Raw genomic sequence first — 16,835 nt, 5'->3', positions numbered from 1 at the left:
TCCGGAATTCAAAATTAGGTATAAAACCAGCATACTACTTGTTTGTAAATTTCTAATCACTTGTCAAAATATGTCATTGCAATAAAGAATCCGTTTAATCTGATTGCTTGCCGGATGATCTCAATAGAAATTCATTTGTCACTTAGCAAAACCATTACATTGTAAGCATATTTTTAGTCGAAATCAGCCTATTATTTCAGACGGATTTTGCCCAAAGTGTTGCTTGAATGATTTACTAAAGTGTGCCAAATCTTCAAATCCGACTTGCAAATAAACATCTGAAGCTTTTCTACCTGTTTGGAGCATTAATTTCTTTGCTAACTCTAACCTTTTCTGTTTAATCCATTTGTGAGGCGAAGCATTAAACTCTTTTCTAAACTCACGATTAAAAGTAGAAAGGCTTCGTCCCGACATTTCGGCTAACTGATTTAAGGATAAGTTATGAGTATAATTGTGCTCTATGAATTGCACTAGGTCCGCCCTTGCAGACTCTGAGAATTGATTAAACACATGAATTAATTCCGGTTTGTCCTTTGTTAAGGCATACAAAGCTTCCATGGTTTTTAAACGCATTAATGCTCTATCGATTTGAACCTGACCAGTAACATATTCTTCTACCGATTTCATTAATCCTTTTAGCAAAGGAACAGCAGGTAGTTTTATCAAAGGTGCAGTGCTCGGCATAATACGATCCGGCACCTTAAAATTTTTTATTACATCTTTTATAAACTCATCTCTTAAAATGAATACTTGCTCACTAAATCCATTCTGATTTTCCTCCCATGTTTTAAAGAATTTGCCGTATGTATATTTTCGTACCAGGCAAAATTCGTTTTCATGAATCTTATAAATCTTCCCATCGATATCAAGGCTAAGTGTACCTTGATCAACATAGATCAGGAAATTTGCAGGATAATAAATAGGATGCTCGGCGTACCCTTTGGCATCAACTATGGCAGCAATTTCGAATCCCTCACATTCTATTCTTTTAATATCCAAGTTTTCCATACTTTACACTATTCGTTTGTTAAAGCAAAGATATAAAATACACCAAGCTTTATTTGTCCATTCCATCTGGTTGATAAAAGTATTATAACGTGAGTTCGACGTAAAATTCTATCCACGGAAAGTTATATTTGCGATAGATTTGCATTAAAAATTTGGAAAGAATAGCGGGCTATTTTGAGGAATTTTTAATGTGAAGATGTCGTAAAGAACTTTCCATTATGTGTTTGCCTGCTTTCGGCATAAATTTCCTCAAATCTTCTTGAAATATCCCGATATTCCTTCGAAAATTTGAGAAAATTTCTACTCAAAATCAGATCAAACTGTGAACAAATTTTACGTCGAACTCACGTTATTATAAACAGAAAATAAGACCTATTTCGTTCTAATAAAAATAACAAGCTGATCCAAACATTGGGATAAAACTAAAAAATCCTTACCCCAAAGGAGTAAGGATTCGAAATGATCTTATTGCTCAATATTAAATCGACTTTAATAGTTTTGGCTTTTCTTGATAAAGCTTAATAATCAACTCGCCAAACAAAGTATTTGCCCAAGCAAACCACGAACGTGAGAATTTTGATGCATCATCCTTATGGAAGGTTTCGTGCATAAAGCCCATGTCGTTGTGCGTGTTCATTAATTGTTTGATACACCACACTATTTCTTTATCATCTTCGCTGGTTTTGGCTCTTAGGATAATACCCATTGGCCAAATGGTATCCATTCCTGCATGCGGGCCTCCTTGACCTTCGCCTGCTTTTCCTTTAAAATAGTATGGGTTATCAGAACTCAATAAATATTTACGTGTATTCATATACACATCAGTCTGATAATATTCTTCTTTAATAAGGTATTTCATGGCAATAAGCGATGGGATATTCGGATCATCAACAAATACCTTGTTTCCAAATCCATCAACCTCGTACGCATATATTTTGCCATAATCCAAATGATCTGTCACAGCATATTTATGAATTGCATCAAATACTTCTTTTGAGAATGTAGAACACTCGTTAGAAAAATCTTTGTCTTTTAAAACCTCTGTGAAGATCTCGCTTAACTGAGCCAATGATTCAACCGCAAATAAATTAGATGGAATTAGGAAAGGATACATACAGCCGTCATCCGATGGACGAAAAGCCGAACAAATCAAGCCTACTGGTTTAATAGGTCGTCCTTTCCCTTTAAAAGGAGCTGTAACCGTGCGGTTTCTTCTTACCCTCTCAAAATAATATGGTGTTTTTCCATTTTTACGTTGCTCGGTTCTTAATGTCTTAACAACCAAGCGTGCTGCCTTTTCCCACTCCTTATCGAAAATCGATGCATCGCCGGCTTCTTTCCAGTACCCATACGCCAAACGCACTGCATAACACAATGAATCTATTTCCCATTTGCGTTCGTGAACACCCGGTTTAGGTGTTGGTTTGTCTTTTTTCCAATGCGTTTCCTTATTAAAATCCTTGTAAAAGGCATTTGCATAAGGATCAAGCAGAATACATTTTGTCTGACGGTTGATTAATCCTTTAAAAAGATCTGCCAGTTTTTTATCTTCTTTAATTAATGGCAAATACGGCCAGATTTGTGCTGTCGAATCGCGCAACCACATGGCATCAATGTCACCTGTGATGATATATGCATCGGGCTTGCCATCGATGTATTCAAAATCAACAGTAGTATCCAAAGTATTTGGGAAACAGTTTTCGAACATCCATGACAGTTCCGGGTTTTTAATCCCCTTCTTCACTTTTGTAATGATTCTCTCTACTGCTTCGCTTGTAAATGTGCGATCTGTCAATGCAGGTCTGCACGATTTAAAATCGATATTTTTGGCAGCAGACCAAGCTGCACTTGTTCCTAATAAAGATACTCCGGCTGTTGCCAATGCACTTTTCTTTAAAAAATCTCTTCTTGTTGTCATATTTGGTTATTTTATATTTCTCTCATCTACAAAATTTAATGGGAGTTTGCCGGCACCTCATTGTTAAGGTGCACTGCCCTCTGTTTAAGGCTTTCGGCTAATTATACCAGTATTTGCATAAATACTCTCACTCTCATCGCTCTGTACATTTTTTATTTAATTCTAAGTGTTGAATTTATTAGGTTGAATTTTTTCATCTTAGCATTCGACGCTTGAACCAAAGATGCATCAATATATCCACCTTTTACATTTTTTGCCCACAAAGCAAAAAACTCTGTTTCGCGCGGATTGCTATAATTGGCTTTATGAATTCTTTTGGTTCCATTTTCAATTCGCTCTTTGTGTTGCCAGCTTTCAGGAACAAACTCTTGCGGCCAGTTAATTTTTAAATTATCGATTACCAGATTATTTAAATTCTCGGCAACAAAAGCTGCACGAGCGGCTCCTGCTTCTTTAAACTCGCTTACACGCGGAAATTGATTACTTCCGGCTCCATCGATCATAGCAGCAGGATCTTCGATTCTAGGATAGGTCAGAATCACATCACGAAAGTAAATATCTTCCATAAATCCATCCGGATCGCAAGTCATTAATACCCTGCCATCGGTATGTGCTGCCACATTGCTTATGATTACGTTTCTGATTCCTCCCACAATGCCATTTGCATTCTTTTCCACCATCAATTGAATGGGTCTGTTGTACACCAACTTGGCATTGGTGTTTCCTGTAAGATTATTTACTACTACATTCTCGATTACTGCTCCATTTTTAGAGTATAATCCAAAAAAACGAGATGATCCATTGCAAACGCAGTTCGAGAAATTAATGTCGCGCATGTCTTTGTACGACTCGCCTGCTCCCAGCTTAATTCCTACACAAAGGGTTTCCATTATACAATTCGATACCGATATTCGCTCCGACACATTACTATTGGCCACGGTTTTTACAACAATCGCATCGTCGCAGGTTTTAATAAAACAATCCGAAACCCTTACATCCGAGCATCCCGTCAGGTCAATTCCATCGGAGTTTGGACTGTAAATGTTATTGATTATGCGCACTCCTTTGATTTTTGCAATACTGGAATTGAACAAATGAATGTTCCAGCCTCCACCGGTTTTCACCGTAACATCCTTTACAGTGATATTGCTTGAATTATTAATATCAATTAAAGGACTAATTTTATGCTTTTTTGCTTTAATCCAACGTGGCACAATCATGTTCCCCTGTTCGTCTTTCTCATATTCTTCCCAAAAACATTTGCCATTCCCATCAATTATACCCTCGCCGGTAATCGCAATATTGGCTACCGAATCGGCATAAATCAAATGCCAGGGTTGACGATCGCAGTTATGCCCCCAACTCATTTCGATGTAATCTTCCAGATTAGGTGATCCCAATAAGGTGGCTCCCAAGCTCACATGCAAATTCACTTTATCTTTTAAGATTAAAGTACCCGATACAAATGTGCCGGCAGGAATTACAACCTTACCGCCTCCGTTCCTATAGGCAGCATCAATGGCATCCTGAATGGCTTTGGTATTTATACTTTGCCCATCGGCCAAGGCTCCGTAATTAGTAATATCAAAAATCCCTGAATGGTTTTGATGGCAAGCGGTTAAAATGATTCCAATAAGGACTGCAATCATTTTTACTTTTGTGAGGCAATTAATGGTCTTCATATTTGCTTTTTTTAGACGTATCGCAATATTACAATAATAGCACATTTGTACATCAAGCATATGAATAATTTATTCATAAATATGGATCAATCTTTCATTTAAATTGGGAATGAAGCGCTTGCATGCCAATATACCGGTTTCGATTAATCTATTGTCATAATTTACCTCTCTATCACATTAAATAAATATGAATTTTCGTGGCAGATTTTTTTTATCGCCGTTAGGCTAAAAGAAACAATTCGGCTACATTTTAAAATCACTTGCTTCATGCTTATCAGCTTTCGTTCTTTTATTGTCATATTCTGCTGCTTGCTTATGACACTCCGTTGCTTGCTTACCTTATTCCGCTGCTCAGTTACAATATTCCGCTGCCTGCTTATGACATTCCGCTGCTTGCTTAAGATTTTCCTTAGCTATATTACCATTTTCCGCCCACTGCTTGCAAGCTTCCGCCCGATGCTTATCGTTTTTTGCCGATTGCTTATCATTTTCCGTTGCTGGCTTATAATAATTTATTGCCGGCTTAAGATTTTCCACCAACAGGTTAAGGTTTTCCGCTGCTCGGTTAAAGTTTTCCGCCGCTCGGTTGAGGTTTTCCGTTGGGGCTACATAATAATATGTAAGAACATTATTGCAAGCATATTGCTCTGTATTAAAACACATTACCAACAAATTATTTTTAGCGACGAAAGAGACTCAAGCAGAGGAGCAGAAAAATTAAGCGAGTAGACAAGTGAAATCACCAAGAGGTGAACTTCTTCTGATAATAAACGGAGGTGATTGATCATGAAGATTAAAAGGATATCCTTTCGGGATTGCAATGCAAGCCACGATCATAAAAGTAAAACCATGAAATGCGTCTCCTTCTTTTGTCGTTTTGAGTTATTAATTCCGTAAAAAATATCACCGTAAGGAATACTATGCCTCTATTTTTTACTTTCGCTACACTCAAAATTCTTAAAACAAGTTAAAACTCATTTCATGGTAATACCGATATAATGATCTGGCTTTGCCGACTTTTTTATTTCATAGAAGATGGTCTTGAATCGGGAAATACACCCCATAATTTATTGGGCGTACTACCCATTTTAAACTCAAGTATTCCCCCATTGATAATATCGAAATGATTTAAATAGTTCTTATCGCTTTCCTTTCCATTCACCTTAAGTGATTGTATGTAATTATTTCCCTGCGATGCTCCATCTGCAATAATTTCAAACTTCTTCCCATTCTCCAATTCTATGGTAATTTTATCGAAATGCGGTCCTGAAATAACATACTCGGGCGTGGAAGGACATACCGGGTAAAACCCCATGGCAGCAAAAGCGTACCATGCCGACATTTGTCCGGCATCATCGTTACCACTTAATCCACCAGGCCCTACTCCATATTCTTTTTTCATTACCTCTTTAACCAGTTCCTGAGTTTTCCAGGGCTGGCCACTGTAATTGTACATGAACGGAATTTGATGTCCGGGCTCGTTTCCGTGCCAATATTGTCCGGCCTTATGAAATCTATCCAAATTGGCATTAAATCCTATATCTCCACCCATTAAATCAATCAATCCTGCAACATCATGAGGTACATACCAGGTGTACTGATATGGCGTTCCTTCGGTGATGTATGATTTGCGAATAAACTTGTCGAAATCATCGGTAAAACTCCCATCAGCAAACCTTCCTCTTACACACGAATCAGCTTGACTGTAAACATTTTTATAGTTTAAGGCACGCTGCTTTAGCAATTCTGCATTTTTGCTATCCCCTTTTTTAAGGGCTACCTGATACAATGCAAAATCATCAAAGGCATATTCAAGTGTTCTTGATACCTGCTCGTTTTGATGAAAGGATTCTTCCACTCCATCCTCTAAAGGAATATATCCATACTTTAAATAAGATTTTAAGGCACGACGACCTTTCCCTTCTTTATATTCCTCGAAGGTTTTAGGAGATTCGAAGGCATTTTTTAGCAGATATGCATATTGCTGATCTGTTAAATCGATAACTCCTTTAATATAAGCATCGGCAATTGTAGCAATTACATGATCGCCAATCATAGCCGAAGTATAGGAATTCCAACATGGGAATATTGGCAACCATTCTCCTTGTTCGGCCTTTAAAAACAAGCTGTGCATCATATCAGCACTAGCTTTAGGCATTAAGATATTAAATAATGGATGCGATGCCCTGTAAGTATCCCACATAGAAAAATCAACGAAATAGTCCTTGTCTCCACTATTTAGAATTTGCTTACTGCCTGCGAAGGAAACGTAACTGCCATCAACATCGTTAAATGTTCGTGGTTGCAGAAAACTGTGGTACAAAGCGGTGTAAAACTTGGTTTTATCATCTTCGTTTGTTCCTTCCACTCTTAGTTTGCCAAGCAGATTTTCCCAAGTGTTTTTAAGCTCATCCGATGCTTTACTAAAGTCGATTTGATGCGTTTCTGCATAAAGATTTTTTCTGGCCTGATCGATACTGGTAAATGAGGTTCCAACATTTACATATACTTCTTCTCCTGCCTCAACCATGAATGAGATATATGCTCCTAAATCTTCCGAATCAGAAATCTGAGTTTTTCCTTCGAAGATTTCCTTGCCTTGATATACTCCGTAAGTTTGGATATCACGATCGAATTGAAGCACAAAATAACCACTGAAACCGGTTGGTTCTCCCCATCCCTGGTAAATTCTGTGGGCAGGATTGTATCCTACAATTTCGTTCGATTCAGGGATAACTTGAATAAATCCTTGCCCCTCATCGCTATTTGGATTTACCACCAGATGCGCTTGACCTTCGTTCTGATAACGAAATTTAAAAAGGCCCGAACGTTTTGTAGCTGTCATTTCAGCATCAATTGCATAATCATCCAGATAAACCTGATACAAATATGGTGTTGCCTTTTCTTTATCGTGAGAATATCTTGATCCTCGAACTGTTGGCAAACATTTTAAATCGCCTGATAAAGGCATTAGGCTCATACTTGCATATTCTTGCACACACGATCCGCTTAACCAGTGACTGCCTCTAAATCCCTGGATGATTGAATCAGTGTAGTAGTAAGGCGCATGACACTTGGTTTCGCTTGGCTTGGTTTGCGGTGTCCAGTTGGTCATTCCAAAAGGCACGGTAACATATGGCACCACCTGTGCATTGTTTTCCTTACCATGGCCGTGTTCCAAGGCACTAATTGTGGTCGATGGAGCCGTACCAATTAAAGGGTTCACGTAATCCACCAAATTTACAGGATGATCTTCGGACTGACATGCAGTAAAGATTACCGCTATCAATACAAGTCTAATAGGTATCGATTTAAACATATCTTTAGCTTATGAGTTTACCTACTTATAATTTTACAATTCTCTTTTTGTACTTTCTAAATCCGAACCCAGGCTTACTTTCTGAGAATCTTTTAAGATGATCTGTTTGTGATTGCTTTGGGGAAGCTGCACCTCATTCATTTCAATTCCTTTTACGTTATCAAAAATAAAAGCTGGCCTAAAGTCCTCATCTTCCAGTTTTAATTTCACATTTTTTATTGTGATTCCTTTTACATGACGCACATAGAAAGCCCATGCCGGCAATTCTCCAAACATCGAGAATTCAGGATAGTTGCCAATTTTTTCAGGCACCTGATCTAACCTGCTTAAAGGTACATAAGCCATTCCTTTAGATGCTCTTCCCGGGTGAGTAATCTCCACATTTTCGATCCTTACATTTTCGACACAATGCCCCGGAATACCAGTAATGGATGAAGGAATAGGATTATGGAAGAAATTCACTGCCGGACCTCTCATATCATAAGCTTCATCCGGAACTCCAAAAGGAACCTGAACCTTTATGTCGTGAATGTGAACATTCTTTACGATACCTGGTTTTTCACCTCCACGATGACCCAATCGAATAAAAATAGCATTTCCGGTGTTTTTGGCTGTAATATTTGATACATCAATATTCTCAATTGTAGCCCCATCAACCGATTCTATTGCAATTGCAGATCGGAAAGTATCGTACACCTTAATGTTTCGGATGGTAACATTTTTAAATCCACCATAAGAGGCAGTTCCAAATTTAACGGCACTAGCACTTGTACGAACCACGCAATTCTCAATTAAAATGGTATCGTTACAGTGTCCCGGATAATATGATTTCAGACAAATTCCATCGTCAGCCGAATTCACATCGCAGTTCATCACTTTTACTCGGGTACAGTCCGTAATGTCCATTCCATCGTTATTCCAATAAGCTCTGTTTACAATTTTTAAATTATCCAAAGTCAAATCCTTACACAATTCGAAAGACAAGCCCCAACATGAACCGTTGTGAAGGTTCAAATCCAGAATGTTCACATTATCGCATTGCGAAAAGCGGAATAATTTTGGGCGTGCTGTTTCGTTCGGACGATTTCTGCGTGTATTGTATTTAGGATCAATTAAAACCCCTGCATGGTGCAAACTATCAATATTCAATGCCAAGGCACGACCTTGTCCATCAATTTTTCCATCACCCGAAAGAGTAAAATTATGTGCCTTGTGCGCAACTAAAAATGCCATTTGCGAATTATCATCCTTTTTAGGAGAATCGGGTCTGCCAGGCATTTCTACTTTTTTGTAATCATACGGATTTGTACTTCCCAGCAAAACAGCACCTTTTTCGAAGTGCAAATTCACATTCGATTTCATTTGTAAACTCCCCGACAAGTATTTGCCCTCAGGAAAAACAATGGTTCCACCACCCTTTTTGTTGGCCTTATCAATTAATGTTTGAATAACTGAAGTATTAAGGGTTTTACCATCCTTAACAGCTCCAAACTCGGTAACAATAAATTTTTTGGTATTGGCCGAAACAGTATAGCCTGTTAAAAGGATTAATGAGATAGTAAAAGCAAATATTGCCGCTACTATATTAAGCTTTGATTTATTATTCATGTGATTCATTCTTATTTCGTTCCCCAATTTTTATTCGGTTGATCGCCCAGTTCAATGTTTATTCTACCACCTTTAATAAGCTGATTAAAATCGATAAAGCATGAGTTTAATTCTTCACCGTTAAACACTACTTTCTGTATATAGATTGATTTTTCTGAAGCTCGTTTGGTTTCTATCTCCAATTTTCCATTGGGCAAAGCAATACTCATTTTATCGAACTGTGGTGCAGTAATTACCATTTCTGTATCGCCTGGATGAACAGGATAGAATCCCATTGCCGACCAAACATACCATGCCGACATTGTTCCTGCATCATCATCCATTTCTTTGATATAACCTTTTGGTGAATCGGCAAATATTTTTCTGGTTAATGGCTTTTCCCATTTTTTATGTGTTCCATACCAATTGTTGGTCTCTTCGGTAAGCAATGTATTCACAAGACGATGGGTTTTCCATGGCGAATTGGTATAAGCATATAAATAGGGTACCTGAATATCTGGTTGATTTCCCATGTTAAACAATTCATTCTCGAAGAAATAATCCAATTGATTTTCGAATATTTCTTTTCCTCCAAGCAAATCCTGAATGCCATCAATATCAAAAGGAACAAACCAACGGTACTGCCATAATGTACCTTCGTAAAGCCCATCACCATGCATGATATCAGAATTCTCACCCATCACCATAAATTTCTCTTTCCAGATTTTACGGTAATCCATTGCTTTAGACAGATACTCTTTAGCATCTTCTTCATAGCCCAAATCCTTAGCAATTTCCGACATTGCCCAAAGATCAAAGCTCGATTCCAATACATTATCCGGAGATTTAAACGGAAGTTCTTCAGCTTCCTTTTTTAAGAAAGGGTAAATTTCATCTAAAGAATAGCTCAATAATCCTTTTCGGTGAGCTTCAAGCAATACCACAATTGAATGCTCAGTTCGAATGGTAACAAAAGGCTCTGTTTCTGTTGCCCAATCCGGTTTTCCCTGTTTGTATAGCTCTCCAATAGAATTCATCATTTCACTATACCTTTCGGGATATAAGAATGACAACAATGGCAGTTTACTTCGGAAGGTATCCCAAATCGACCATCCATGGAAATATGGAGAACTTCCTGTCTTATAAATTAGTCCATCACTTCCTCTGTAGCTTCCATCCTCTTCGCTAATTAAGAAAGGAGATTGGGTGGCATGATACAAATGCGTATAAAAAAGTCTTTTCAACGATTCGTTTGTAGTTTCAACATCTACAATATTTACCAAATCATTCCACTGTTTGTATGCCAACTCCTTAACCTCTTCGAATGGTAAATATTTTTCACTTTTCAGGTTTTTAATTGCTTGTTCGGCACTTATTATCGAAACAGCGCAATAAGCCTTTATGATTTCATTTTCTTTAGAGGCAAAACTATAATATAGTTTTGATCCATCTTTGGTTAATGTCTTAGTTTCTTTATCCAAATAAAATGCATAATAAAAGGAGTATTTTCCTAATCGGCATACATTAACCGATTCTACTTTTCCCGAAATAATTCCTTCTTCATCTACCTGATGTTCTTCCGAAATATGTCCGGCGAAGGAACTCGCCAAATCAATACTTAAGCCCGACTGATTAGATGCAGGAAATGTATATTTATGAAATGCCAGCTTTCCTGTAGCACTTAGTTCTGTCTTTATATTTCCGTCAAGCACTACCGAATAGTAACCTGGCTTGGCAATTTCCGATTCTTTACGATATGCCAGTTTATGAGGGATGCTATCTCGCTTAATAAAAGGTAATACTCTGATATTACCTCCTACTCCGCGGCAGCCAACACCCGAAAATCGGGTATGTGAAAATCCTACAATCTCATTTGCAGAATAGTCGTATCCCGAGTGCGCAATCGGGTCTGTATCCGGGCATGGTTTAATCATTCCAAAAGGAATTCCTGCAGCAGGGTCGGTTTGTCCGTGATCGTCTGCAGTGCAAATAAATGGATCAATGTATTGGGCATTATCTTTCTTAACAATTTTCTCGCTTGAACAAGACATCATTAAGCCTGCAATCATTAAAAAAGTCCAAAAATAAATTTTCAAAGTATTCATAGTAAGTGTAAGTTCTCAGTTTAATAACAATAGTTGATTAATTATACTGCAATAATATGTGCGAATCTTTTTATGAATATGGACAAATTGTTTCGATTTATGGATCTGAATCCCTATCAATATTTAAATTCCGAATGTAGTAGATTTTTCTAAAAGAAAGGGCAGACAACTATGGCCTGCCCTTAGGAATTATCACTAACTAATCAAATTATTGATGGCTTAGTTGTAACCTGGATTTTGGTTCAATAAAGGATTTGCTTCTATAGCTTCCTGAGGAATAGGGAATAATCTCTTTTTAAGATTATCGTCGGTTTTAAAAGTATAGCTACTTTCGAATGCTCCTAAACGAATCATATCATTTCTTCTCCAGTTTTCAAAAGCAAATTCTCGCCCTCTTTCAGCTAAAAACTCCTCTTCCGAATCAATTTCGTCAGCTGTAAATAAGCTTGCACTTGATCTCGCTCTAACGGCATTAACTAAAGACAATGCATCGTCTGAACTTGAAGCTCCCTGCAATGTTATTGCTTCCGCTTTCATCAATAAAATATCAGCATAACGGAAAATCGGAAAATCATTACTTTGGCGACGATCTGGAACAGAATTATTTACATCAGGAAAAAATTTAACACTTCTATATCCTTCATGTTGTCTAACCTGATCCTTTGCAATTAACTGCCAAGATTCTGTATTAGGAATATTTACCTCCTTAGTAAATTCAATATGCCAAGCTGTATCTCGTGCTGCCAATTCAGTTCCTGCATATTTCACAGCATCTAACTCCTCGTATGTTAACTCCATAATTATCGGGTTTCCTTCCAAATCGTACTGTGGACCTGTTAACCATTGTGCATTACGCTCATCATTTTGGTCTTCGGTAAACAAGTCATAAAAAACAGGTTGTGCACGCATTGGACCGCTGCCTTTTTTAATACCCCATGCATTCTGGAAAGGTTTAGTCATCCAATAACGAGCAAAAAACAAGGCATAATTATTATTGGTATCAAACCAACCATCAAATGGTATTGCAAAAATGATATCCTTAATTTCAGGACCATTTTGATAATGGAACACACTCATATAGTCATCAGTAAGTTCAAATGTTCCATTTGTTGTAGCCTCATTGATAACGGCATCACAATATTTTACTACATCATTTGCCCTATTCTCACCGATGTAAACAGGTGCATTAAGACTCATTTTGGCCAAAAGAGCATATGCAGTCCATTTATTAACCTTTGAATATGTAGATTTATCAGAAGCTGAACTTAAATCGTCCATGATCTCTAACAACTCACTTTCAATAAATTCATATGTCTCTTTTCTTGTGTTTCTCGTCTCAACAATTTCACCAAACTCGTTTATAATAGGTACCCCTCCAAACATATCCATTAACATATAGTAATAGTATGCTCTCATACCACGCATCTCTGCAACTGCTCTGGTTTTTACATCATTATCCTCTGCATTCTTATAGGCATCCAGAGTAATATTACATTGAGTTATTCCTGCAAAGAACTTATTCCACGCTCTTGTAATAAATTGATGATCTGTTGGCCAAGTATGCATATGAAGATCTCTATAACGACCTCCATCAAACCAACCTCCACCATTATTTGCCGGTAACATCATTGCATCGCCAGAACACTCCAAGCAAAACCATAATATGAACAACTCGTGCTTTAACTCATTATATACACCTCCCGAAAGTGCTTCAAAATCCTCAGGTGTAGTTGGGAAGTTCTCTTCTACAAACTCTGATTTCACATCTACATCTAATTCGGAACATGATGCCATTACAACTAAAGCAAGCACTGCTCCCATTAAGACCTTTAATATATTCTTTTTCATTGTCTTCATTTTTTTATTCATAAAGTCAGGTTAAAATGTAGCACTCACACCAAATAAGAAGGTTCTTGTAAATGGATAAAAGTTTTCATTATCTACACCTGGCTCATTACCAATAATATCAATTTCCGGATCAACTCCTTCATAATCTGTAATTGTAAACACATTATTCACTGTTGAATACACTCTAAGAGATTTAAAAATCTCGCTATTAAGTTTGAAATTGTAGGCAAGAGTTAAATTATCAAGTCTGATAAAATTTCCTTTCTCAACATATCTGTCACTAACTACATCTGAATTGTAATCATCAACTGAATCACCTAAACCATATTTAGGAATATTAAAATTACCAGCTACTCCAACCATATTGAGTTGAGCTAATGTTGCATTTAGGATTTTATTTCCTGCCACTCCGCGGAAAAAGAAGCTTAATGACCAGTTTTTATATTTCAAATTATTCTGCCATCCCCAAGTAACTTTTGGATGAGGACTTCCTGTATAAAATAATCCAGCATCAGATCTATTAACAGTAACTCCTCCATCGCTTGTATAGAACTGAGTGATACCATTAGCATCCTTACCAGCATATTTTCTTGTGAAGAATGTACCATAGTCTTGACCAACTTGAATAATTTGTTGTCTATCTCCACTCTGGCCTCTACCTCCTACATCAGTTACCCTAATAGAGTCTGTCGAAAATTGAAAGTTAGACATTTTTGTAATTTCGTTTCTATTAAACGAAGCATTTAACGATGTATTCCACTCAAAGTCAGCATTTCTGATTGGCGTTGCATTAAGAGAAACTTCAAAACCTTTGTTTTCCATCTCTCCAACATTAGTCCAAACCATTCCATTTGTCCCTGGCCAAATACCTGCACTTCTATCAACCTGAGCTTCAAGAATTAGGTCTGATGTTTTCTTATTGTACCATTCTACGGAACCATTAATTTTTCCACCCAAAACAGAAAAATCAACACCTATATTCAACATTGAAGTTCTTTCCCAATCTAAAAGCTGATTGTAGTTCTGAACAATTGTTGTAGCGGTTATATATTCTCCATTGCTATAAAACGTCTGAGCATCTGTATTTACTCCATAGCGAATAATATTAGACAGAGGATTAAACCCTAAGGAATTACCACTAACACCATAACCAAGTCTTAGTTTAAGATTATCAAACAATGTTTGTTTATCCATAAAACCTTCTTCCGTAACTCTCCATCCTAACGAGAATGCAGGGTGATTTCCCCAGCCGTCGTTAGCACCAAAAGCAGAAGAACCGTCACGACGAATTGATGCTTGCAATAAGTACTTACTCTTATAGCTATAATTTATACGCCCAAAGTAAGAAATCATTCTTAAGGTTGATAAACTGACATTAGGAGCTATAATTGATTCCGTATTAGATCCCAAATTTGGATTATAATAGCTAATATTATCATTTGAGAAATTCGTTGCAACTCTACCAAAACCATCATCCTTGTTGTTTTCCTGCCAAGAATAACCTGCTAAAAATTTAAAATCATGATCATTAATATTATAATCATAAGTTAAAATCATTTCCAATAATTTTTGCTCATCTTCATAAGCTTTTCTCTCTGCAACACCATTAAAAGTGCGATAATCTGACAATCCGGTATTTCTTCCAAAGTACTTATTATCATTCACCTGTGTATTCTGGTACGACATGCTAAGCTTATAGTCTAAATTCTTGATAATATTATACTTTGCACTTACCGATGCAAATATGGTCTTTGTCTTTACTTTGTTTACATTATTGTCTAAAAGTGAAACCGGGTTATAATAAGACCCTCCATCTGTTTTATCAAAATTCTCAAAATAAGTGCCATCCTCATTAAAAACCCCAACAGTTGGTTGGTATCGTAGCATATTTTCAAAAACTTCTTCGCGAATCTTGTTTTGCTCTTTAACACTTGAAGAAAGATCAAAATTTAAACTTAATTTATCATTCAGTGCCTTTTGCTGTAGATTAGCTCTTACTATAAATTTTTCTTGAGAAGAATTTTTAATCACACCTTCCTTGTCCTGATAGGTTACACTAGCTGCATAAGTAGTGGATTTGTTACCTCCGGATATACCTACATTGTAATTTTGAGTAACACCAGTTTGAGAAACTTCATCAACCCAATCAGTATCTGCATTTTGATCATCATCAATCAGCAAGCTGTTATCAGAATTAAATTGACGATATTCATCGGCATCCAGCATATCAATTGTATTGGAAATCTTATCCCAAGACATGTAAGAACTAAAGTTAACTACTGCCTTTCCTTCCTCTCCACGTTTTGTAGTAATCATGATTACACCATTGGCTGCTCTTGCTCCATAAATTGCTGTCGATGCAGCATCACGAAGAACTTCCATCGATTCAACATTCTCTGGAGCAACCAAGTCCAATGATGCTCCTACAACTCCATCAATTACATACAAAGGCTCCTGACCTTCACCTGCACGTAATGAGGATGGACCTCTTAAGGATATTTTCATCCCACCACTTGGATCACCGTTTCTGGTCATGGTTAAACCAGGAACTTTACCCTGTATTAACTGCCTTGGATCTGAAACAGCTCCTTGATTAAAATCATCAGGCTCAATCGAAGTAACAGAACCCGTTACATTACTCTTCTTTAAAGAACCATAACCAATAGCAACAACCTCTTCTAAACCAATTGTTGAGCTTGCCAACTGCACTTGGTAAGAAGTGGTTTTCCCATCTAGAATAATTTCTTTCGCTTCATATCCAACAAAAGAAAATACAAGAGTACCCGTTCCGCCTGGAACTGTTAATGCAAATTTACCGTCGATATCCGTTACAGTACCAGTAGTTGTAGCTTTTAATACAACAGATACTCCGGGCATTGTTACATTCTGGTCATCTACGACTACACCAGACACTTCTAACGATTGCGCCCAGGTGTTAGATGACAAGCCTAATAGTAAGGCTAACATCAATAATTTGAACTTAAATTTCTTCATAGATTTTTTGGTTTATTAAACAAATCTTAACACAAATATACACCGAAACCGTTTTCGGGGAATGGACGCATTTTTCAAAATCATGGACATATTCATCACCCTTTGGAACCACTTGTTTTTACAAGGCATACAGAAAACTATTTTTTAGGTTTTTTTTAACAATTCATATGAAAAAATCTCAAAAATCAATTAAAATCCAATCTAATTTTCAGAGGATCATCCAGTGCAAAATGTAATTTACAACTCCAAAATTTGAATCTTTTTAACATGCACATACAAGGAAGCCAAAAATCTTTTTTTTAAAGGATTAATAAGTACAGGGAGGCAGGCGAATGATTTAATTACTATATCAAACTCATGTGAAGCTATTGTTT

At 37.0% G+C, this 16,835-nt stretch carries 9 protein-coding genes; all 9 read right to left on the bottom strand.

What is annotated here, in order from left to right; translation table 11 throughout:
• Nucleotides 1-183: 183 nt before the first annotated feature.
• Entirely contained in the window at nt 184-1,008 is an 825-nt protein-coding gene (locus ACO05S_RS14590) for a helix-turn-helix domain-containing protein (protein WP_421918742.1), read from the bottom strand.
• Nucleotides 1,009-1,486: 478 nt separating this feature from the next.
• Nucleotides 1,487-2,926, bottom strand: coding sequence for a glycoside hydrolase family 125 protein (locus ACO05S_RS14585; protein ID WP_421918741.1), 1,440 nt, complete (start codon nt 2,924-2,926; stop codon nt 1,487-1,489).
• Between the two features lie 152 nt (nt 2,927-3,078).
• On the bottom strand, nt 3,079-4,608 hold the full coding sequence (locus ACO05S_RS14580) for a glycoside hydrolase family 28 protein (protein ID WP_421918740.1): 1,530 nt from the start codon (nt 4,606-4,608) through the stop codon (nt 3,079-3,081).
• Between the two features lie 351 nt (nt 4,609-4,959).
• Nucleotides 4,960-5,271 carry a hypothetical protein gene (locus tag ACO05S_RS14575; RefSeq protein WP_421918739.1) on the bottom strand — a complete coding sequence of 104 codons (312 nt, stop codon included), beginning with the start codon at nt 5,269-5,271 and terminating at the stop codon, nt 4,960-4,962.
• A 358-nt stretch (nt 5,272-5,629) separates the two neighbouring features.
• Nucleotides 5,630-7,927, bottom strand: coding sequence for a GH92 family glycosyl hydrolase (locus ACO05S_RS14570; RefSeq protein ID WP_421918738.1), 2,298 nt, complete (start codon nt 7,925-7,927; stop codon nt 5,630-5,632).
• 33 nt (nt 7,928-7,960) lie between these two features.
• A complete protein-coding gene (locus ACO05S_RS14565; RefSeq protein ID WP_421918737.1) occupies nt 7,961-9,535 on the bottom strand; it encodes a glycoside hydrolase family 28 protein in 1,575 nt (524 codons plus the stop codon).
• A gap of 11 nt (nt 9,536-9,546) precedes the next feature.
• A complete protein-coding gene (locus tag ACO05S_RS14560; protein WP_421918736.1) occupies nt 9,547-11,619 on the bottom strand; it encodes a GH92 family glycosyl hydrolase in 2,073 nt (690 codons plus the stop codon).
• 219 nt (nt 11,620-11,838) lie between these two features.
• Nucleotides 11,839-13,467: a RagB/SusD family nutrient uptake outer membrane protein gene (locus ACO05S_RS14555; protein WP_421918735.1), complete on the bottom strand. Its 1,629-nt coding sequence runs from the start codon at nt 13,465-13,467 to the stop codon at nt 11,839-11,841.
• A 30-nt stretch (nt 13,468-13,497) separates the two neighbouring features.
• A complete protein-coding gene (locus ACO05S_RS14550; RefSeq protein WP_421918734.1) occupies nt 13,498-16,461 on the bottom strand; it encodes a SusC/RagA family TonB-linked outer membrane protein in 2,964 nt (987 codons plus the stop codon).
• Nucleotides 16,462-16,835: the final 374 nt, after the last annotated feature.

The sequence above is a fragment of the Marinifilum sp. genome (assembly GCF_965230805.1).
Lineage (GTDB): Bacteria > Bacteroidota > Bacteroidia > Bacteroidales > Marinifilaceae > Marinifilum.
Note: the sequence above shows the minus strand (reverse complement) of the source record. Positions and strands in the feature narration are given on the sequence as shown.